At 71.6% G+C, this 20,100-nt stretch carries 14 protein-coding genes and 1 tRNA gene; 4 read left to right on the top strand and 11 right to left on the bottom strand.

All coding sequences use genetic code 11. The features are described from left to right. Nucleotides 1-151: 151 nt before the first annotated feature. Nucleotides 152-3,154: a UPF0182 family protein gene (locus tag DEU31_RS14890; RefSeq protein WP_243733855.1), complete on the top strand. Its 3,003-nt coding sequence runs from the start codon at nt 152-154 to the stop codon at nt 3,152-3,154. Between the two features lie 279 nt (nt 3,155-3,433). Then, nucleotides 3,434-3,507 (top strand) — tRNA-Met (locus tag DEU31_RS14885). Nucleotides 3,508-3,761: 254 nt separating this feature from the next. Here DEU31_RS14885 and DEU31_RS14880 read toward each other — a convergent pair. From DEU31_RS14880 to DEU31_RS14850, 7 genes are all read right to left on the bottom strand, one after another. Then, a complete protein-coding gene (locus DEU31_RS14880) occupies nt 3,762-4,826 on the bottom strand; it encodes a hypothetical protein (protein WP_133677685.1) in 1,065 nt (354 codons plus the stop codon). Nucleotides 4,827-5,243: 417 nt separating this feature from the next. Then, complete coding sequence (locus tag DEU31_RS14875; RefSeq protein ID WP_029360199.1) at nt 5,244-6,113, bottom strand: C2 family cysteine protease; 870 nt, start codon at nt 6,111-6,113, stop codon at nt 5,244-5,246. A gap of 32 nt (nt 6,114-6,145) precedes the next feature. After that, nucleotides 6,146-7,366 carry a pyrophosphate--fructose-6-phosphate 1-phosphotransferase gene (locus tag DEU31_RS14870; protein WP_010549625.1) on the bottom strand — a complete coding sequence of 407 codons (1,221 nt, stop codon included), beginning with the start codon at nt 7,364-7,366 and terminating at the stop codon, nt 6,146-6,148. 139 nt (nt 7,367-7,505) lie between these two features. Continuing rightward, entirely contained in the window at nt 7,506-8,300 is a 795-nt protein-coding gene (hisN, locus tag DEU31_RS14865; protein WP_010549624.1) for a histidinol-phosphatase, read from the bottom strand. 51 nt (nt 8,301-8,351) lie between these two features. After that, a complete protein-coding gene (gene rsgA, locus DEU31_RS14860; RefSeq protein WP_100199637.1) occupies nt 8,352-9,419 on the bottom strand; it encodes a ribosome small subunit-dependent GTPase A in 1,068 nt (355 codons plus the stop codon). 76 nt (nt 9,420-9,495) lie between these two features. Beyond that, the gene (aroA, locus tag DEU31_RS14855) at nt 9,496-10,821 is read right to left on the bottom strand and encodes a 3-phosphoshikimate 1-carboxyvinyltransferase (protein WP_010549622.1); all 1,326 of its coding nucleotides are present in this window, start codon (nt 10,819-10,821) and stop codon (nt 9,496-9,498) included. Between the two features lie 5 nt (nt 10,822-10,826). Beyond that, nucleotides 10,827-11,393, bottom strand: a complete 567-nt coding sequence (locus tag DEU31_RS14850; RefSeq protein ID WP_010549621.1) for a DoxX family membrane protein — start codon at nt 11,391-11,393, stop codon at nt 10,827-10,829. A gap of 304 nt (nt 11,394-11,697) precedes the next feature. On the opposite strand from DEU31_RS14850, the gene DEU31_RS14845 reads away from it, so the two are divergent. Together DEU31_RS14845 and rsrA are read left to right on the top strand one after the other, a co-directional pair. Next, entirely contained in the window at nt 11,698-12,345 is a 648-nt protein-coding gene (locus tag DEU31_RS14845; RefSeq protein WP_050815718.1) for a sigma-70 family RNA polymerase sigma factor, read from the top strand. Beyond that, the gene (rsrA, locus tag DEU31_RS14840; RefSeq protein ID WP_010549619.1) at nt 12,342-12,716 is read left to right on the top strand and encodes a mycothiol system anti-sigma-R factor; all 375 of its coding nucleotides are present in this window, start codon (nt 12,342-12,344) and stop codon (nt 12,714-12,716) included. The genes DEU31_RS14845 and rsrA overlap by 4 nt, the downstream gene beginning before the upstream one ends. Nucleotides 12,717-13,226: 510 nt before the next feature. Here rsrA and DEU31_RS14835 read toward each other — a convergent pair. The 4 genes from DEU31_RS14835 to DEU31_RS14820 all read right to left on the bottom strand — a co-directional run bounded on the left by DEU31_RS14835 (nt 13,227) and on the right by DEU31_RS14820 (nt 19,866). Further along, nucleotides 13,227-13,871, bottom strand: coding sequence for a GDSL-type esterase/lipase family protein (locus DEU31_RS14835; protein WP_010549618.1), 645 nt, complete (start codon nt 13,869-13,871; stop codon nt 13,227-13,229). Nucleotides 13,872-13,957: 86 nt separating this feature from the next. After that, nucleotides 13,958-17,815, bottom strand: coding sequence for a multifunctional oxoglutarate decarboxylase/oxoglutarate dehydrogenase thiamine pyrophosphate-binding subunit/dihydrolipoyllysine-residue succinyltransferase subunit (locus tag DEU31_RS14830; protein ID WP_029360196.1), 3,858 nt, complete (start codon nt 17,813-17,815; stop codon nt 13,958-13,960). Between the two features lie 123 nt (nt 17,816-17,938). Then, nucleotides 17,939-19,024, bottom strand: a complete 1,086-nt coding sequence (locus DEU31_RS14825; protein WP_133677684.1) for a HAMP domain-containing sensor histidine kinase — start codon at nt 19,022-19,024, stop codon at nt 17,939-17,941. Nucleotides 19,025-19,044: 20 nt separating this feature from the next. After that, nucleotides 19,045-19,866, bottom strand: coding sequence for a response regulator transcription factor (locus DEU31_RS14820; RefSeq protein WP_133677683.1), 822 nt, complete (start codon nt 19,864-19,866; stop codon nt 19,045-19,047). Between the last annotated feature and the right edge of the window lie 234 nt (nt 19,867-20,100).

The raw sequence follows: 20,100 nt of genomic DNA, 5'->3' as shown, positions 1-20,100 counted from the left end.
CCACGACGTCGGGGGCCCCGTGTGCGCTCCGACTTCGAGGCACCAGAGGTTATCTGTGAGTTTCTCCGCCCAGTTCGGCGACATGCCGCGGCCGCGCCCACGACCGGCCCCCGACGGAGGCTCCGGCGAGCCCCGGAGGATCTCCCCTCTGATGATCACGGTGATCGCGCTCGGCGTGCTCATCGCGCTCCTCGTCCTCGCCTCGGAGGTGTGGACGAAGTACCTGTGGATGGACCAGCTCCAGTTCACCGACGTGCTCGTCACGCGGTGGGTCACCCAGGCGCTGCTGTTCGTCGCCGGCTTCGTGGTGTTCGCCGTGCCGCTGTTCCTCAGCCTCCGCATCGCGTACACCAAGCGCCCCGTCTACCCGCCGATCACGCGGGAGCAGGAGGCGCTGGAGCAGTTCCGCGCCGCGGTGGACCCGCTGCGCCGCGGCCTGACCTACGGCGCACCGATCGTGATCGGCGCCTTCGGCGGGCTCGCGCTGTCCCGTCGCTGGCAGGACGTGCAGCTGTTCCTCCACCCGCAGGACTTCGGCCGGACCGATCCCGTCTTCGACAACGATATCTCCTTCTACGTCTTCACACTGCCGGTGATCGACGTACTGGTCTCCTTCGGACAGTTCGTGCTGCTGGTCGCGATCGTCGGCGCCCTCATCGGCCACTTCGTCTACGGCGGCGTGAGCTGGGGCCAGGAGAGCGGGCTCGAGGTCACGCGCACCGCGCGCCGCCACCTGGGCGTGCTCGCCGCGATCTACGTGCTCTTCCTCGGCGCAGGGCACTGGTTCCAGCGCTACGACCTGCTGACCGCCTCCCACACCCGCTTCGAGGGCGCCTCCTACGCGGACGTCCACGCGATCCTGCCCGCGCAGACGATCCTCGCGATCGCCGCGGTGGTGGTCGCGGCGCTGTTCGTGGTGTGGATCTTCCGCTCCGACTGGCGCATCCCCGCGATCGGCGCCGGGCTGATGATCCTGTCCACCCTCGCCGTCGGCAACCTCTACCCCTGGGCCATCCAGCAGTTCCAGGTCCAGCCCAACGAGCGAGCGCTCGAGCAGCCCTACATCCAGAACAACATCGACGCGACCCGCACCGCGTTCGACCTCGACGACGTCACCGAGGTGCCCTACACGGCCAGCACGGACGCGACCTCGGGTGCGCTGCGCGAGGATGCCTCGACCACGGCGCAGATCCGTCTGATGGACCCCAACGTCATCTCGCCCACCTTCGAGCAGCGCGAGGCCAACCGTCGCTACTGGGGCTTCGACGACGTCCTCAGCGTGGATCGCTACCAGATCGACGGCCAGCTGCAGGACACTGTGATCGGCGTGCGCGAGCTGCGGCCGGACAAGTTCGGTCTCTCGGACCGCTCCTGGGTGGACCAGCACATCACCTACACGCACGGCTACGGCGCCGCCGCCGCGCACGGCAACCGTCGCAACTCCGACGGCGAGCCGAGCTTCCTGGAGTCGGGAGTGCCCGGCGAGGGCGCGTTCGGCGAGTACGAGGAGCGGGTCTACTTCGGCCGCCACTCCCCGGACTACTCGATCGTCGGAGCGCCCGAGGGGGCCGACCCCCAGGAGTTCGACTACCAGCAGGGCAGCACGGACGACGAGCAGGGCGGCGAGCAGGTCTACAACACCTTCCAGGGCGACGGGGGGCCCGCCGTCGGCAGCTTCTTCAACCAGCTGCTGTACGCGATCAAGTTCCGCGACCCGAACATCGTGATCTCGAACTACCTCAACGAGGAGTCGCAGATCCTCTACGACCGCGACCCGCAGCAGCGTGTCCGCGAGGTCGCGCCGTTCCTGTCGCTGGACTCGCAGATGTACCCCGCCGTCGTGGACAACCAGATGGTGTGGGTGGTCGACGGATACACCACCACGACCGAGTACCCCTACGCGCAGTCGGTGGACCTCGAGCAGACGGTGAACGACTCCCAGACCGATCCGAACGCCTCGGCGAGCAACCGCGAGCGCTCGGCGAACTACATGCGCAACTCCGTGAAGGCGACCGTGAACGCCTTCGACGGCTCGGTGACGCTGTACACCTGGGACACCGAGGACCCGATCCTGAAGTCCTGGGCCGAGGTGTTCCCGGACGCCCTCCAGCCCGCCTCGGAGATCAGTGGCGAGCTGATGTCGCATCTGCGCTACCCGGCGGACTACTTCAAGGCGCAGCGCCAGATCCTCTCCACGTACCACGTCACCGACGCGGACGACTTCTTCACCCAGCAGGACTTCTGGCAGGTGCCGCCGGACCCGACGGTCCCGGCGCCCACCAACCCCGACGGCAGCGCCGGCCAGCAGGCCCCGCAGCCGCCGATGTACCTCACCATGCAGATGCCGGACGAGGAGCAGCCGCGCTTCACGCTCTCCTCCAGCTTCATCCCCTCCGAGGGGCAGAACGTGCTCACCGGCTTCCTCGCGGTCGACTCGGAGACGGGCGGCACCGAGGGGAATCCGGCGGACAGCTACGGCGACATGACGCTGCTGCGGCTGCCGTCCTCGAACCCGGTCAACGGTCCCGGACAGGTCCAGGCGACCTTCAACGCCGAGCCGAACGTGTCCCAGGCTCTGAACCTGCTGCAGCAGGGCGCCTCCGAGGTGATCAACGGCAACCTGCTCACCCTGCCCGTCGGCGGCGGACTGCTCTACGTGCAGCCCGTCTATCTGCAGTCCTCGCAGACCGGCGGCGGCACCCAGTACCCGCTGCTGCAGATGGTGCTGGTCTCCTTCGGCGACCGGATCGGCTTCGCGCCGACGCTGGACGAGGCGCTCGACCTGGTCTTCGGCGGCGACTCGGGAGCCTCCGCCGGCGATGCGGAGGTCACCGACTCCGATGCCCCCAGCGGCACGGCCGACGCCGAGACCGGCGAGGGCACCGTCGAGGAGGGAGACGGGGAGGCCCCCGCCGAGGGCGAGCAGCAGGCCCCCGCGGCCGACGGCACCCCCCAGCAGCGCCTCGACCAGGCGCTGACCGACATGGACACCGCGGTCGCCGACTCCGAGAAGGCGATGGCCGAGGGGGACTGGGCCGCGTACGGCGACGCGCAGGACCGCCTGGCCGATGCGCTGAACCGGGCTGTCCAGGCCAACCAGGAGCTCGGCGGGTCCGGCACGCCGGCGGCTTCCGACGGCGGCGGGGAGGGCTGACCCCCCGCCTTCGACCGCCGGGAGCATCCCGGATCCGAGGACGCCCGTCGCGGCGCCGGCTGAGGCCGGTGCGCGGCGGGCGTCCTCGTCGTCGTCGGAGGGGCGCGGAGCTGCGCAGCGGAGGCTGCGACGTGGTGCGCGAGGCGGGCCGCGAGAGTCCCAGCAGGGCCTTCCAGGCACGAGAGCGCGGGTGAACGGCCCGTGAACGTGGCATGGCCCACGTCGGAGGCCTTTCGGCTGGACTCGGGGGCCGGGTCGTCCTAGAGTTACTGATGTCGCCGCGGGGTGGAGCAGTTCGGTAGCTCGCCGGGCTCATAACCCGGAGGTCGTAGGTTCAAATCCTGCCCCCGCTACGAAGTGAAGGCCCTCGATCAGCAGAAATGCGGATCGGGGGCCTTCGTGTTGTGCCCGGTTCAGCGCCGGGGGCTCGTAAGCGATCCTGTCGATGCCGCCGAGCACCTCGACCTCGGCCGAAGCTGCCTCCACCAGGCAGGCCTCGACCGGACCCAGGACGACGCTTCCCCGCCCACCCGCGAGAAGAACCGCCCCGCCAGCGCCGGCACCCTGCCCAGCACCTGCTTACGGCTGAACGACCCACCGCCGACGATCACGAGTCCTCCTCGGTGTACTTACGCTGGCGCTCCCTCTGCCCATGGGTGAGCGTCTTGAGGTCGGTGTGCTGGTCGAAGCTCGAGCCGAGCGCGCCGGCCACGACGCCCATGGCGGCGCTGAGCCACGCGATGTCGAGGTAACGGGTGAAGACGGGAGGCTGCCCGGTCACGTCCTCCATGTACTCGGGAGCGATGACGATCAGGCCTCCGGCGAGGATGAGCAGGACCAGCGCCGCGTAGAGCACGAGGACGCACAGCACCAGAGTGACCACCGTGGAGAGGTTGTAGAGAAGGACGACCCGTGCGAGATTCTCCCGCTCCGGCGAGTCCCAGAGCCCGTTGCTGGCGATGAGCCATGCCGTCATCGCCGCGATCGCGAGGAGCCCGACGCCGATGAGCCGCGGCGTCGACAGGTAGGTGGACATGACCCAGATCGAGTTGTAGAAGATGCCGAATGCGCCGGTGGCCGCTGCCGCTGCGAGGGCGCTCGAGAGGCGCGGCGCCGTCTTCACGGGCTCGTTGCCGGCGACCATCCCGAGGACCGTGCGGAGACCGCCGGTGATCCGGCGTGCCCGGAGCGTCGAATGGTCGTTGCCGTCCGGGCTCTGGGCCCAGCGGAGCCAGGACCGGTCGAACATCGAGGGGTCCCGGGGCTCGCTGGTCGGCTTCAGCCGCAGGGTGCACGCCATCAGTGTGTCGAGAATACGGCGGCGGCTGAAGAACGCTCCGAGCGTGGGGCACGAGACGACGGCGATCCTCTCGTCGGGGAAGATCTCTGCGATCAAGGGATGGCCATCGTCCAGTCGCGGGATCTCGGTGAGCAGCAGCACCGCCTCCGGTGATCCGTACTCGCGTGCCAGCTCGACGGCGTCGGAGAGATCGAGGGAGTTGTCGGGCCGCAAACGGAGCATCGCGGTCTGGACGTTGAGAGTGATCGGGGGGCTGAACGCCTCGTCGAGCAGCTCCTGCAGGTCATCCTGGATCGATCGCGCTCGGGCCGTGGGTAGGCCCGGGTCGGCCACCAGCAGCACGTTCACCCCGGACTTCGGACTGTCGCCCATATGATCTCCTCCCATGGCCTCGGATCCTTGCAGGGTACGTCACAGCCAGAGGGTGCGCCGAGTCGTCGACCGGCCGGTGGGGCCGGCCTGTCCGAGACACGCTCCGCGCGCTGCTCGCGGGGATCGAGGGTGGCATCGGGTCTGCCATCCCCACGGCGCGACCGCGGACCGGGCAGTGTGCACGGCGTCGGTGACGAGAGCGACTCCTGGCACGACGAGTGCCTTGACTGCGACTCTCCCTTCCACCGCGCGCACGCGCCTGTTCAACGGTGATTCGATCACCGACTGCGGCCGACGCGAGGAGCCCGACGGTCTCGACCACGGCTTCGGGGACCGCACTGCACGACGTGTAGGGGTACGCCCTCGTCGACCTCGATCACCGCGGAGCCCATCATCAGGAGCGGACGGCCCGACCCGTCACCGCAACGGTGCGGTGACGTCGACGGACAGGAACCCGCGCCGGAACGAGCGCGCATCGAGCACGAGAAGCTCCGCCGGCCGCACCGGGTTCCGCAGATGCAGATGTCCGCTCGTCGCGTCGGCGCCCACGACGGCGAAGACATGGTTCGGCGGCAGGGGACCGGCCGCCGACGGCACCCGCAGGCTCAGCGGATGCGTGGAGGCGCAGAGCGCGCGCCCCTCGGCCCGCCAGGCGAGGACCTGCCCCGCATCGGGCAGGCGCAGGTTCGTGCGCACCCGCTCACCCAGCAGCAGCGCGAAGCCGTAGCGGGCCAGGCCCCGCTGCAGGAAGGCGTAGTCCCCGGCGATGTGACCAGCGATAGCCTTCTCGAGCACGCCCACCCAGCCGGGGTTCGCGCCGTCCCGCCTGCCGTACTGGAACACTCCGCGCGCATCGACAGGGAAGCGACGGTCCACCCGCAGCGGCTCCTCCAGGCCCGGCAGGCGGACGGTCACGATCCCGTCCGTCTCCTCGCCGATCAGTGCCCGCAGCCGTTCCGGCGCGGTCTCGTGGAGGGCGAGCATCGGCGCCATCAGCCAGCAGTCGCCGAGGCGTCCCTGCCGGGGGCGCAGCAGCACCGGAGGGGCGAGCGGGCCGCGGTCCAGGGCGAGCGCTGTGGCGTGTGGGCCGGAGGAGAGGTGCAGCACGCCGTCGGCGCCGGAGATCCCGTGGGCCGCCCCGCCGGTCTCGCCGCCCGGAATGCCTGGCCCAGCGAGATTCCGGGCACGCTCGTCGGCGCCGGGACGCGCTGCGCGCGCCCGCCCCTCCAGGGCGAGCGCGCGCAGGGTGCGGCGCCAGGTGCGCACGCGCGGGCGGGAGCCGCTCACGAGGTCTCCCGCCCGATGGCTCATCGGGACGCTCAGTGCGCCTCGGCCGGGACGATCTTCTGCCCGGTGCGCTCCATGACCTCGGCGAACCAGGGCTGGGAGATGTCGAAGGCCTTGTGGCCGGCGACGCGGTCGAACTCGACCGCGCGCAGCACGTCGCCGCGCTCCTCGTCGTGGCCGATGAGGCCGGAGCCGCCCTCGAGGGCGACCTGCACGGCGTAGTCCGTCATGGACTTGATCAGGCGGATGTCCTCGGGGTTCGCCTTCGCGGAGCGGGAGAAGTAGCCCGACTTCTGGACCATGACCTTCTCCGCGCCGAGCTTCTCGGCGAACTGCTTCGCGAACCACTGGCCGGGGTTGATCGTGTCGATCTTGACGTGGCCGAAGGGGTCCTTCTCCGGCTCCTCGCCGCGCGCCTGCATCTCGGCGACGATCTCGGGGATGCCCGCGCCCTCGGAGAGGAAGATGTTCACGCAGCCGGTCTCGTCCATGACCTTCCGCAGACGAGCGGCCTCGGCCTCGATGTCGAGCTTGAGCTCGGGCAGGAACACGGCGTGCACGTCCCAGCGGTCGGCGGAGTGGCCGATGCCGGGCAGCCACTCCTGCTGGGAGTGCCACTGCTGGTAGTACTCCGCCGCCTGCGCGGTGAGATACCCGCAGGCGCGGCCCATGATCTCGTGGACGATCAGCATCTTCGGGTTCGAGCCGTGCTCGGCGATGATGTTCTGCGCGAAGATGCTGGTCTGCTCCGCGGCGGACTTCGCGCCGAGCGACTGGCGGATCGGGACGATGTCGTTGTCGATGGTCTTGGGCAGGCCGACGACCTGCATCTCGTGGCCGTGCTCGTGCAGGTAGGCGGCGAGGTCCGCGGCGGTGGTGTTGGTGTCGTCGCCGCCGATGGTGTGCAGCACGTCCACGCCGTCGTCCTTGAGCTTGTTCGCGGCGACCTCGAGGGCGTTCTCGCCCTCCTGGATCAGGCCGCGCTTGACGAGGTCCTTCGTGTTGGTGAGCTTCACGCGGGAGTTGCCGATGGGGGAGCCGCCGTAGTTGTGGAGGATGCCCGCCTTCGCGCGCACCTCGTCGTCGACCACGATCTTCTCGCCGGAGAGCAGGCCCCAGTAGCCGTGCTTGTAGGCGATGATCTCCACGTCCGGCACCAGCTCGGTGTAGCGCTCGATCAGTCCGCCGACGGCGGAGGAGAGGCACGGGGCGTAGCCCCCGGCGGTGAGCAGTGCGACGCGCTTGACGGTCATAGGGCGGAACCTCCGAGAGTCCGGGAACGGGCGCACGGGAGGACAGGGTCGATCCCGCGACGCTGGGTCCCGCCATCGTACCGAGCGCCGGCCCCGGCTGCCGCCGCGCGAGTCCTGGCGGACAGCGGCCGGCCGGGGCTCAGCGCTCCCGGGCGACGAGCGCCTCGAGGACCTCCTCGTGCAGCAGCGAGTTCGTCGCCACCGCATTGCCGCCGAACGGACCGGGCTCGCCGTCCAGGGAGGTGAAGCGGCCGCCGGCCTCGGTGACGATCGGGACCAGCGCGGCCATGTCGTGCAGCTTCAGCTCGGGCTCGCAGGCGACGTCCACCGCGCCCTCGGCCACGAGCATGTAGGACCAGAAGTCGCCGTAGGCGCGGGTGCGCCAGAAGCGCTGCATGAGGTTCAGCATCTCGGGCAGCAGCTCGTGATCGGCCCAGCCGTGCAGCGAGGAGTAGGACAGCGAGGCCTCCTCGAGCGTGCTCACCGTCGAGACCTGCAGGCGCGTCGCGCTGCTGAGCCGCGAGCCGGTCCAGGCCCCGGCGCCCTCCCCGCCCCACCAGCGGCGTCCCAGCGCCGGCGCGGAGACCAGGCCGACGACGGGGCGGCCGTCCTCGATCAGGCCGATCAGGGTGCCCCAGACGGGCACGCCGCGCACGAAGTTGCTGGTCCCGTCGATCGGGTCGATCACCCACTGCCGCGGGGACGCGCCGGTGGAGCCGAACTCCTCGCCGATCACCTGGTCCCGGGAGCGGGCGCGGGCGAGCTGGGAGCGCACCAGCTGCTCGGCGGCCCTGTCGGCATCGGTGACCTCGGTGAGATCGGGCTTGGTCGAGATCTCGAGGTCCTGCGCCTTGAACCGGGAGGTGGTCAGCTGGTCCACGGCATCGGCGAGCACGTGGGCGAGGCGCAGGTCATCGGCGTAGCGGCTGGACATGGGGACCACGATAGGGTCCCGCGCCCCTGTCGGGCCGCAGCGACTCGGTGCTCAGACGTCCCAGGGGTCGTTGCGGCGCAGCGCCTCGGCCAGGCGTCGGTAGGAGGCCAGGCGCGCAGGGCCCGCGGTGCCGGCCTCGCCCTCGTCCACGAGATCGTCGAGCGCGCAGTCGGGCGCGTCCTCGAGGTGGGTGCAGCCGCGCGGGCACTGCTCGGCGAGATCGGCGAGGTCGGCGAAGGCGTCCAGCAGCTCGTCGGGGTCCACGTGCCCCAGGCCGAAGGAGCGCACGCCCGGGGTGTCGATGACCCAGCCGTCGTCCTCCGGCAGCTGCATCGCGAGCGCCGAGGAGGAGGTGTGGCGGCCGCGCCCGGTCACGTCGTTGACCACGCCGGTGGCGCGGCCCGCGCCGGGGACCAGGGCGTTCAGCAGGGTGGACTTGCCCACTCCGGAATGGCCCACGAGCACGCTGATCCGTCCCGAGAGTCGCTCGCGCAGCTGCTCGAGTCCGATGATGCCGGGGCGCTCCGGGTCCTCCGCCTCCGCGGGGGTCTCGCGCCGCGTCACCACGTGCTCCAGGCCGAGCGGGGCGTAGGCGGCGAGGAACTCCTCCGGGGCGCGCAGGTCCGCCTTCGTCAGTACGAGCAGGGCGTCGATACCGGCGACGTAGGCCGCGACCAGACAGCGGTCGATCATGCCGCCGCGCGGCTCGGGATCGGCCAGCGCCGTCACCATCACCATCACGTCGACGTTCGCGACCAGGGGCCGCTCGGTCGAGTCGTCGTCGTCGGCGCTGCGGCGCAGGAAGGAGCTGCGCTCCTGGATGCGCACGATGCGGGCGAGGGTGCCCTCGCGCCCGGAGGTGTCGCCGACGAGGCCGACGAGGTCGCCGGGGACGACGGGGGAGCGGCCGAGCTCCCGGGCACGCATCGCGGTGACCGCGCGCTGGTCCTCGGTGCCCTCGCCGACGATCGTGCGCCAGCGCCCGCGGTCCACCGAGACGACGCGGGCCGTGATCGCGTCCTCGTGCTTGGGCCGGTCCTTCGTGCGGGGGCGGGAGCCGCGCCGGTTGGGGCGGACCCGCACGTCGGACTCGTCGAAGTCGCGGACGGACCGCCTCACCACGAGGTGCCCTCCTGGCCGCGCGGGGACCGGGGCGCCCCGTGCCGGGGCGCACCCGACCCGCGCGGCACGGGGCTCACGCGTCGCCCTCCGCCGGCTCGGGGTGGAGCATCGACAGCCACATCCCCACGAAGTCGGGGAGGGTCTTCTGCGTGGTGCCGACGTCGACCACCTGCACGCCGGGGACGCGCAGGCCGATGATCGCGCCGGCGGTCGCCATGCGGTGGTCCTCGTAGGTCTCGAAGACGGCGCCGCGCAGCGGGCCCGGCGTGATCACGAGCCCGTCGGGCAGCTCCTCGGTGCGGGCGCCGACCTTCGTCAGCTCGGTCGCCAGCGCCTTGAGGCGATCCGTCTCGTGCCCGCGCAGGTGCGCGACGCCGGTGATCCGCGAGGGGGAGTCCGCGAGCGCGCACAGCGCCGCGACGGTGGGGACGAGCTCGCCGACGGCCGACATGTCCGCCTCGATGCCGTGCAGCGCATCCGTGCCGCGCACCACCACCGCCTCGTCCTCGCGCCACACCTCGGCGCCCATCCGCGTCAGCAGCTCCCGATAGGCGTCGCCGGGCTGGGTGGTGGTCTCCGGCCAGTCGTCCACCGCGATCGTGCCGGCGGTGACCATCGCCGCGGCCAGGAACGGCCCGGCGTTGGAGAGGTCCGGCTCGACGACGACCTCCAGCGGACGGATCGGGCCGCACGCGACCCTCCAGGAGTGACGGCCCTCGGCGTCGACCTCGTGCGAGGCCTCGACCCCGGCGCGGCGCAGCGTCTCCAGGGTCATGTCGATATGGGGCAGGGAGGGGAGCTCCTCGCCCACGTGGACGAGCTCGAGGTCCGTCTCCGCCCGCGCCGCGACCAGCAGCACGTTGGAGATGAATTGGCTGGAGGCCGAGGCGTCCACCTCGACCCGGCCGCCGGGCAGCGTGCCCCGGCCGTGCACCGTGAACGGCAGGCGTCCCGGCTCGCCGTGCTCGGTCACCTCGACGCCCTGGCCGCGCAGCACCTGCACGACCGCGTCCATGGGCCGCACGAGCGCGGCGTCGTCACCGGTGAAGCGCACGTCGCCGTGGCGCAGCGCCGCGAGCAGCGGCACGAAGCGCATCACGGTCCCGGCCAGGCCGGTGTGGATCTCGATCGGCTCGGCGGGATGCTCGCAGGCCGGCGGGATCGGGGAGACGTGCAGCACCCCGTCGCGCACCTCCAGCGCTGCGCCGAGCCGCTCGAGCGCATCGCGCATCAGCCGCGTGTCGCGGGAGACGAGCGCGCCGCGCAGCGTGGACGGCTCGCTCGCCGCGGCGGCGAGCAGCATCCAGCGTGCGGTGAGGGACTTCGACCCGGGAACCCGCACCAGGGCGTCGACCGGCTGGTCGGCGACCGGTGCGTTCCACAGCACCTCGGAACCCATGGAGATCAGCCGTGCTGGTCGGCGAGCTGCTTCTGGGCGGAGGAGACGGCGCCCTTGGCCTTCTTCTCCAGCTTCCCGGCCTTCTTCTCGAGCTCGCGCTGCTTCTGCGCGGCCTTCTTCTGGCTGCGCTCGACGAACTTGTTCGCCCGGTAGCCGAGCGAGGGGCGACCGTCGTGGTCGACGACGGCCAGGAGCACGCCGCCCAGCAGGCCGGCGTCGGTGAGGATGGACTGCACCTCGGCGACGAGCTCCTCGCCGCGCAGCTCCCAGACCTTCTTCCGACCGGCCCAGCCGACCGAGGTGGTCACGAGCAGGGCCGCGGCGGCGGCGCGCGGCGCGCGGTTGGTCGCGTAGAGGACGCCGGCGCCCGCGGCGACGACGCCGGCGGCGCGCACCACGGCGCGGGAGTCGATGAAGCCCGGCGCGGAGCTCTTGGTCAGCGCCGAGTCGACCGCGTCGAAGGCCTGCGGGTAGACGTCAATCTCGCGCTCGGGGTGGAGCGCGGTGCGCACGCCCTCGAAGACGAAGGGGGCGGCGAGCAGCGGTCGTGCGATCCGGCGGACCAGGGCCATGGTGTCCTCACGTTCTGAGCGGGTAACGACGGTCCGGTGATCAGCCCTGTCGGGAAGATCACCGACCCCCACACTACCGCCCGAGGAACATCCCCCACGCCCGTCGCGTTGCACTGGACGGTGCGGACGCGGTTCTGCGCCCCCGTCGGGGCCCCGACGGGACGGTCGAGCACGCCGGCGGGTGCCGGGGAGGAGGGAGCGAGGCATGACGACCGGACTGCTGGAGCGAGCCCCCGCGATCCCGTGTGGCGTAAGTTTGGGGACGATGACGCAGACACAGCCCACTTCCGACCACGGGACCGGCATGCCCTCCGCGGAGCAGCCCGATCCTGCGGCGGACTTCGACTTCGAGACCGAGGCGCTCTCGCATCTGGACTCCCTCTACGGCGGCGCGCTGCGGATGACCCGCAATCCGCACGATGCCGAGGACCTGGTCCAGGACACCTTCGTCAAGGCGTTCCGTGCCCAGGACCGGTTCACCCCGGGCACGAACATGCGGGCGTGGCTGTACCGCATCATGACCAACAGCTACATCTCGAGCTACCGCAAGAAGCAGCGCCGCCCCAAGGAGGCCTGGACCGACACGGTCGAGGACTGGCAGCTCGCGGAGGTCTCGAGCCACTCGAGCACGGGCCTGCGCTCGGCGGAGGCCGAGGCGCTGGACCACCTGCCGGACTCCGCGGTGAAGGACGCACTGTCCGAGCTGCGGGAGGACTACCGCATGGCGGTCTACCTCGCCGACGTCGAGGGCTTCGCCTACAAGGAGATCGCCGAGATCATGGACACGCCGATCGGCACGGTCATGTCCCGGCTCCATCGCGGGCGGCGCCAGCTGCGCGAGAAGCTCACCGATCATGCCCGGCGCACGGGCTTCCTGCGTGCGCAGCCCTCGGCGGGGGACGCCGCCGACGACACCGGAGCCGGCACCGCGGACCGGGAGGAGGAGCGATGACCCAGGACGACCGCGCGATGCGCGAGGCCTCGAGGCGCGAGACGGCGACCGGCTCGACGCGCGACATGCGCTTCGGGCTCGAGGAGGCGCTCGACGGCGAGCTCCCCCGCGAGACCGTCGAGCGGATGCGCCGCCACACCGACGACTGCCCCGAGTGCGCCGACGAGTGGGAGCGCCTGCGCCGGCTGAAGGAGCTGGTGCGCCGCAGCTGCGCGGACCGCGCCCCCTCCGACCTGCGGGCCCGCATCGCCGACACGTGCCGCACCGTCACGGTGACCACCACCAGCACGAGCACGACCACCGGGGCCGACGGCTCCACGGTGCGCGTCACCCGCTCGACGACCACGCGCCGCACCCTGCCCCCGGCCTGAGCCGCGGGCCCCGGCGCCCGTCGGCACGGGCCGCAGCGCCCCCCTGGACATGACGAAGGGCTCCTCCCGAGGGGAGGAGCCCTTCGTCATGTCGCCTCCGGCGACGGCGCGGTCAGCTGTTGGGCCGCTTGCCGCGATTCGCGCTGTTCTTGCGGCGAGCCTTGCGCTTGCGTCCTCGCTTGCTCATCACGCTCTCCTTCCTTCACCCGGAATGAACCCGTCGATCATGCCATATCGGAGGCTCCGCGCGGAGCCTCGTCCAACCCCCTCGCAGCACCTGAGTCGGACCTCACCCGCCCGCGCCCCGGGCCGATCGCCCGCTGCCCGGCCCGCTTCGCGGCACAGGGGGATCGAGTGGCGCATCTGGACCGGTATTCCTGTGTCATTCCGGTCCAGATGCGCCACTCGATGCTCTCGGGAGCAATGCGTTCCGGGGAGGGCGGGACGTCCCGGGGAGACGGTGCGGGCCGGGGCGCCACGCCGGGCTGGCGCGGGCAGGCGCCGATGGGGTCAGCGGGAGGTGCCGAGCCAGGAGCCGAAGCCACTGTGCAGCACCAGCCAGGCGATGAGGCCGTAGCCGGTCTGCCCGGGGTGGTCGCCGGCGGAGCGGGCGAGGTCGCTCTCCCACTGGTCGTGGCCCACCAGCCCGCCGACGGTGTCGACGTAGGGGATGCGGCGCCGCGCGCAGACGTCCTCGAAGGCACCGGAGAGCTCGCGCACGCCCGCGGTGGTGGCCGGGTCCCGGCTCGGGGCGGGGCCCACCACGAAGGCGGGGATCCGCAGACGCTCGAGGCCGTCGAGGATCTTGGCGAGGTTCAGGCGCGAACGGGCCAGGGAGATCCCGGCCTCGACGTCGGCGCGGCCCATCGCGAGCACCACCCGGTGGTCGACGGAGCCGTCGGCGCGGCCCTGCTCGGAGAAGCGACGCTTGACGTCGGCGTCCCAGCGCTCGGCCAGCTCCGCGGAGGTCTCGCCCGGCAGCGCCGCGGAGAACACGTCGATGCGGCAGTCGGCACCCTGCTCGCTGGCCACGGCCCGGCCTAGCCAGCCCAGCGCTCGGGCGTCGCCGATCCCGGCGAGGAGCTCGTCGCCGAGCGCGATGATCCGGATCCGGGAGCCCGGATCCGGGACGGGCGAAGTGGGCACGGTCTGCACCGGGACCTCCTGGAAGGGGACGGGGTCGGTTCACTCTAACGGCGGCGCGGGCCACGGGCGAACCCGTGGCCCGCGCCGCGGGTCGCTCAGGCCTCGAACGCGCGGGTGAGCAGATCCTCCTGCTCGGCCTTGTGCGCGGAGGTCGAGCCGGTGGCCGGGGAGGCCGAGGCCGGACGGGCCACGACCCGCAGGGTGCGCCCCACCTCGACGGCGAAGTTCATCGCCATGAAGCTCCAGGCGCCCTGGTTCTGCGGCTCCTCCTGGACCCACACCAGCGGCGCATCGGGGTAGGCGTCCAGGGCGGTGCGCAGCTGCGCCTCGGGCAGCGGGTAGAGCTGCTCGACGCGGACGATCGCGGTGTCGGTCGCGCCGAGCTTCTCGCGGCGCGCCACGAGGTCCCAGTACACCTTGCCCGAGGCGAGCAGCACGCGGCGCACGCCGGCCGGGTCCACGGTCGTGTCCGGCAGGACCGGCTCGAAGGTGCCGGAGGTGAAGTCCTCGACCGCGCTGACGGCCGCCTTGTTGCGCAGCATCGACTTCGGGGTGAAGACGATCAGCGGCTTGCGCGGCTCGGTGAGCGCCTGCTTGCGCAGCAGGTGGAAGTAGCTCGCCGGGGTGGACGGCGCCGCGACCCGCATGTTCTCCTCCGCGCACAGCTGCAGGAAGCGCTCGATGCGGGCGGAGGAGTGGTCGGGCCCCTGGCCCTCGTAGCCGTGCGGCAGCAGCATGACCACGCTCGAGTTCTGGCCCCACTTCTGCTCGGAGGCGGAGATGAACTCGTCGATGATCGTCTGGGCGCCGTTGACGAAGTCGCCGAACTGCGCCTCCCACAGCACCAGCGAGTTCGGGCTCTCCACGGAGTAGCCGTACTCGAAGCCCAGCGCCGCGAACTCCGAGAGCGAGGAGTCGTAGACGTTGAAGCGTGCCTGGTCGTCGCTGAGATAGGACAGCGGGGTCCAGGTGTCGCCGCTCTCGTGGTCGATCAGCACGCTGTGGCGCTGCACGAAGGTGCCGCGGCGCGAGTCCTGGCCGGCCAGGCGCACCCGGTGGCCCTGCATCAGCAGGGAGCCGAAGGCGAGCAGCTCGCCGTAGGCCCAGTCGACCCCGCCCTGCGAGGACATCTGCGTGCGGCGCTCGAGCACCTGGCGCAGCTTGGGGTGGACGGTGAAGGACTCGGGGACCTCCGCGTGCGCCTGCCCGATACGCGTCACGACCGACGCGTCGACCGCGGTGGCGGCCTGCTCGGGCGCGTCGCTGCCCTGCTGCGCCTCCGGCAGGTCCAGGCCCTGCACGTTGGCCTCCGCGGGCTTCGCGGAGCCGGCGTCGGAGCGGGTCGAGGCGAAGGCCTCGTCGAGGTGCTCCTGGAAGTTGCGCACCAGGCCCTCGGTCTCCTCCTCGGTGAGGTCGCCGCGCTCGACGAGGGTCTCCATGTACTGCTTGCGGGTGGAGGCCTTCTCGTTGATGAGCTTGTACATCTCCGGCTGCGTCATCGAGGGGTCGTCCCCCTCGTTGTGGCCGCGGCGGCGGTAGCAGACCATGTCGATGACCACGTCGCGGTGGAACTTCTGGCGGTACTCGAAGGCGATCTCGGCGACCCGCACGCAGGCCTCGGGATCGTCGCCGTTGACGTGGAAGATCGGCAGCTGGGTCGACTTCGCGACGTCCGTGGAGTAGAAGGACGAGCGCGAGGAGTCCGGCAGCGTGGTGAAGCCGATCTGGTTGTTGATGATCACGTGGATCGTGCCGCCGGTGCGGTAGCCGCGCAGCTCGGAGAGGTTCAGCGTCTCCGTGACCACGCCCTGGCCGGCGAAGGCCGCGTCGCCGTGGACGAGCACCGGCAGCACCGGGAACTCCTCGGGGCGCTCGAGGCGGTCCTGCTTGGCGCGGACGATGCCCTCGAGGACGGGGTTGACGGCCTCGAGGTGCGAGGGGTTGGCCGCGAGGTACACCTTCGTGGACTTCCCGTCATGGGAGGTGTAGGTGCCCTCGGTGCCCAGGTGGTACTTCACATCGCCCGAGCCGAGCTTCTCGCCGTAGTTGCCCTCGAACTCCTGGAAGATCTGGCCGTAGCTCTTGCCGGCGAGGTTGGAGAGCACGTTCAGGCGCCCGCGGTGCGACATGCCGATGGCCACTTCGTCCAGACCCTCGTGGGCGGCGCCGTGCAGCACCGTGTCGAGCATCGGGATGACGGCCTCGCCGCCTTCGAGGGAGAACCGCTTCTGGCCGACGAACTTCGTCTGCAGGAAGGTCTCGAACGCCTCGGCGGCGTTGAGGCGGTCCATGATGTGGGTCAGCTCTGCCTTGTCGAAGGGCTCGCGCGGGGTCTCCATCTTCTGCTGGATCCACTGGCGCTCCTCCGGATCGGAGATGTGCATGTACTCCACGCCGATGGTGCGGCAGTACGCGTCGCGCAGCACGCCGAGGATGTCCCGCAGCGTCATCTGGTCCTTGCCGCCCACGCCGCGGGTCGGGAAGGTGCGGTCGAGGTCCCACAGCGTCAGGCCGTAGGTCTCCACGTCGAGGTCCGGATGGTTGCGGACCTTGTACTGCAGCGGATCGGTGTCCGCCATGAGGTGGCCGCGCACGCGGAAGGAGTGGATCAGGTCCATCACCCGGGCGAGGCGCTCCGAGGTGGTGTGGCGGAAGGGGTTGTCCGGCACCCAGCGCACGGGCTGGTAGGGCAGGCGCAGCGAGGCGAAGACGCGGTCGTAGAAGCCGTCCCTGCCCAGCAGCTTGTCCGCCATCCGCTTGAGGAACTCGCCCGAGGCGGCGCCCTGGATGATGCGGTGGTCGTAGGTCGAGGTCATCGTCATGACCTTCGAGACGGCGAGCTCGGCGAGGGTCGCCGGGCTCGCGCCCTGGAACTGGGCGGGGTAGTCCATCGCGCCGACGCCCACGATCACGCCCTGGCCCTTCATCAGGCGCGGGATCGAGTGGACGGTGCCGATGCCGCCGGGGTTGGTCAGCGAGACCGTGGTGCCGGTGAAGTCGTCCATCGTCAGCTTGCCGGCGCGGGCCTTCTTGACGACCTCCTCGTAGGCCCTCCAGAAGCCGCGGAAGTCGAAGCGCTGCGCCGCCTTGATGTTCGGCACCACGAGGCCGCGGGAGCCGTCGGGGCGGGGCATGTCGATGGCGAGGCCGAAGTTGACGTCCTCGCGCTTGAGCAGGAGCGGCTTGCCCTTCTCGTCGACGTCGAAGCCGTTGTTCATGTCGTTGATCTCGGTGACCGCCTCGACCATCGCCCAGCCGATCAGGTGGGTGAAGGAGACCTTGCCGGCGCGGTGGCGCTTGAGGTGGTTGTTGATCACGATGCGGTTGTCGAACAGGAGCTTGACCGGCACGTCGCGCACCGAGGTCGCGGTCGGGACGGTGAGGGACTCGTCCATGTTCCTCACGACGGCGGCGGCCGGGCCGCGCAGCTTCGTGGGCTCCGGCTCGTGCAGCTCGACCGCGGGGATCTGCGCGGTGGTCGTGGGGACCTTGGCCGGACGGTCGGAGGTCGTGGAGACCGCGGGAGTCCTCGGGGCGGGCGTCGAGGTGGGTTCGTTCACGGCAGGGGATTCCTTCGCGGGCGTCGAGGCGGCCGACGGGGCGGCCGGGGAGGAGGGGGCGGGCGTCGGCGACGGGGCCGGAGCGGGGGTGGAGGTGGCCGGCGCGGGCGCCTCGTCAGCGGCGTCGTCGGGCGCGGTCGCGGCGGCGGGCGCCGCATCGGGGGACGAGGGAGGAGCCGTCACGGGCGGCGCCGTCGCCGCCTCGGAGGTCTCCGGGCCCTGCCCGGGAGCGTCGGGAGCCTCGGCGCGTGCCGAGCTGGTGGAGGCGAAGTGCTCCGCCCAGCTGGGGTCGACGCTCGAGGGGTCCTCCCGCCACTGCTCGCGGAGCGCGTCCACGAGCCACTGATTGGGGCCGAACTCCGTGGAATCGGAGTCCTGTGTCTGCTGTGACACTCTGAGATCGCCAGCCTTCTCACAATCGAGAGATACGGATGGCTCCAGCGTAACGGCCCGCGGGTCCCGGTGCGCGCCGCGGCGCAGGTCGCGCGCGGCACGGGACGCCGGTGGTGGGGGACATCACGCCTCCGGGCCGGGGTCGGGGATCACGACCCGGATCAGGGAGGAGCGCCCCTCCTGCGCACCGGCGCTGCGGGGATCGTCGAGCACCTCGATCGTCCCGCCGTGCAGGCCCACCGCCCAGCGCGCGATCGCCAGGCCCAGTCCCGTCCCGCCGGAGGAGTCCGCGGCCCCGCCGCGCTGGAAGCGCTCGAAGACGCGGTCGCGGTCCTCGCGCGCGATGCCGGGCCCCTCGTCGTCGACGTCGATCCGCACCCCGTCGTCCTCCCGGGTGCGGGAGGCGCGGATGTGGATGCGGCCGCCGGCAGGGGAGTGGCGGGCGGCGTTCTCCAGCAGGTTGTGGATCACCTGGTGGAGCCGGGCGGCGTCGGCCGTGACGGAGAGGTCGGGCGGGTCGACCTCGACGATCCAGCGCACCTCCCGCCCGCCGGCGGCGAGGGCGGCGGCGTCGACGACCTCGTGGAGGAAGGGGGTCAGCTCGACCTCCTCGAGGTCGAGGTGGATCACCCCGGCGTCCAGCCGGGAGAGGTCCAGGAGGTGGTTGACGAGCTGGGAGAGCCGCTCGGTCTCGGTCAGGGCCACCTCGAGCGCGGCGGGATCGGGCTCGGTGACGCCGTCGACGAGGTTCTCCAGCTGGGCGCGCAGTCCCGCGACGGGCGTGCGCAGCTCGTGGGAGACGTTCGCGACGAGGTCCCGGCGCGTGCGGTCGGTCTGCTCGAGCTCGGCGGCCATGACGGAGAAGGCCTCGGCCAGCTGCCCCACCTCGTCGCGGCTCGTGGCGCGCACCGGACCGCTGTAGTCCCCGCGCGCCATCGCCTGGGCGGCTGCGGTCATCTGCCGCAGCGGGGAGGTCATGCCTCGGGCGAGCAGCTGGGTGGAGACCAGTGCGGCGATCACGACCAGCGGCAGGGACAGCAGCGGCTCGATCCCGGCGCGGATGCTCACCTGCGTCAGCAGCGCCGCGACGGTCACGCTCACGCCCACCAGGATCCCGAGCTTGACCTTGAAGGAGCGGAATCGGTCCAGCGGGCGCACGTCGAGCCGCTCGGGGACCCGGCGGCGGGCGTGCGCGGCGGGGGCCTCCACGCCTCCGGGGCGGGGCCTGCTCACGAGTCCGAGGTCGGCGCGTGCGGGGTGGGCATCGAGTGCAGATCCGTCACGGCGCCCTCGGGGTCGGCGGCCGGGGCGTCCTCCTCGGGATCCTCCGGGATCTCCAGCGCGTAGCCGACGCCGTGCACGGTGCGCACGAGATCCGCGCCGAGCTTGCGGCGCAGCGCCTTGACATGGGAGTCGACCGTGCGGGTGCCGGTCGCGTCGACCCAGTCCCACACGTCGGCGAGCAGCTGCTCGCGAGTGAGCACGGTGCCGGGGGCGTTGGCCAGGCACAGCAGCAGGTCGAACTCGGTGGGCGTGAGATGGGCGGGCACCCCGGCGCGCATCACCCGTCGGCCGGCGCGGTCGATCACGAGGTCGCCGAACTGCAGCGCCTCCTGCTTCTCCGTCTCTCCCGGCGCGGGCGGGCCCGCCCGGCGCACCCGGCGCAGCAGCGCCTTCAGTCGCGCGACGAGCTCGCGGATGGAGAACGGCTTGGTCATGTAGTCGTCGGCGCCGACGCCGAGGCCGACGAGCATGTCGGTCTCGTCGTCGCGCGCGGTGAGCATGAGCACCGGGACCGGCTCGTCGGCCTGGATGCGTCGGCACACCTCGAGCCCGTCGAAGCCGGGGAGCATCACGTCGAGCACGACGAGGTCCGGGCGCACCTCGGCGACGGTGCGCACGCCGGAGGGGCCGTCGAGGGCGGTGGAGACCTCCCAGCCCTCGGCGGTGAGCCGGTCGGCGATCGCGCGGGTGATCGTGGGCTCGTCCTCGATCACCACCACACGCACGGGTGAGGAGTCGGCGGCTGAGCTGCGGTCCGGGGTCGACATGGGGGTCACTCTAGACGGCGTGCCTCGGACGATCGCGGAGGCGGAGGGTGCCCCACGACTCCTGCACAGAACTCCCACGGCGCCTGCCGGAGCGCTCCCCAGCAGGGGTGCGCGGGACTCCGCGGAGTCCGCATCGCGGGCCTGGAACAGCCCGCAGCAGTGACGCGCACCCCTCCCGGGTGGCGCTCCCGTCAAGATCTCCCCACCTTTCAGCCGACATGGCAAAAACTTGGC

Source organism: Brachybacterium sp. AG952, assembly GCF_004362645.1.
GTDB lineage: Bacteria > Actinomycetota > Actinomycetes > Actinomycetales > Dermabacteraceae > Brachybacterium > Brachybacterium conglomeratum.
This window is presented reverse-complemented; position numbering and strand designations above follow the sequence as displayed.

What these genes read in the sequence shown, in the direction of transcription:
- DEU31_RS14820 (WP_133677683.1), bottom strand. Translation starts at nt 19,866, where the DNA reads ATGTCGACCCCGGACCGCAGCTCAGCCGCCGACTCCTCACCCGTGCGT.
- DEU31_RS14845 (WP_050815718.1), top strand. Translation starts at nt 11,698, where the DNA reads ATGCCCTCCGCGGAGCAGCCCGATCCTGCGGCGGACTTCGACTTCGAG.
- DEU31_RS14880 (WP_133677685.1), bottom strand. Translation starts at nt 4,826, where the DNA reads ATGGGCGACAGTCCGAAGTCCGGGGTGAACGTGCTGCTGGTGGCCGAC.
- DEU31_RS14890 (WP_243733855.1), top strand. Translation starts at nt 152, where the DNA reads ATGATCACGGTGATCGCGCTCGGCGTGCTCATCGCGCTCCTCGTCCTC.
- DEU31_RS14850 (WP_010549621.1), bottom strand. Translation starts at nt 11,393, where the DNA reads ATGGCCCTGGTCCGCCGGATCGCACGACCGCTGCTCGCCGCCCCCTTC.
- DEU31_RS14870 (WP_010549625.1), bottom strand. Translation starts at nt 7,366, where the DNA reads ATGACCGTCAAGCGCGTCGCACTGCTCACCGCCGGGGGCTACGCCCCG.
- aroA (WP_010549622.1), bottom strand. Translation starts at nt 10,821, where the DNA reads ATGGGTTCCGAGGTGCTGTGGAACGCACCGGTCGCCGACCAGCCGGTC.
- hisN (WP_010549624.1), bottom strand. Translation starts at nt 8,300, where the DNA reads ATGTCCAGCCGCTACGCCGATGACCTGCGCCTCGCCCACGTGCTCGCC.
- rsrA (WP_010549619.1), top strand. Translation starts at nt 12,342, where the DNA reads ATGACCCAGGACGACCGCGCGATGCGCGAGGCCTCGAGGCGCGAGACG.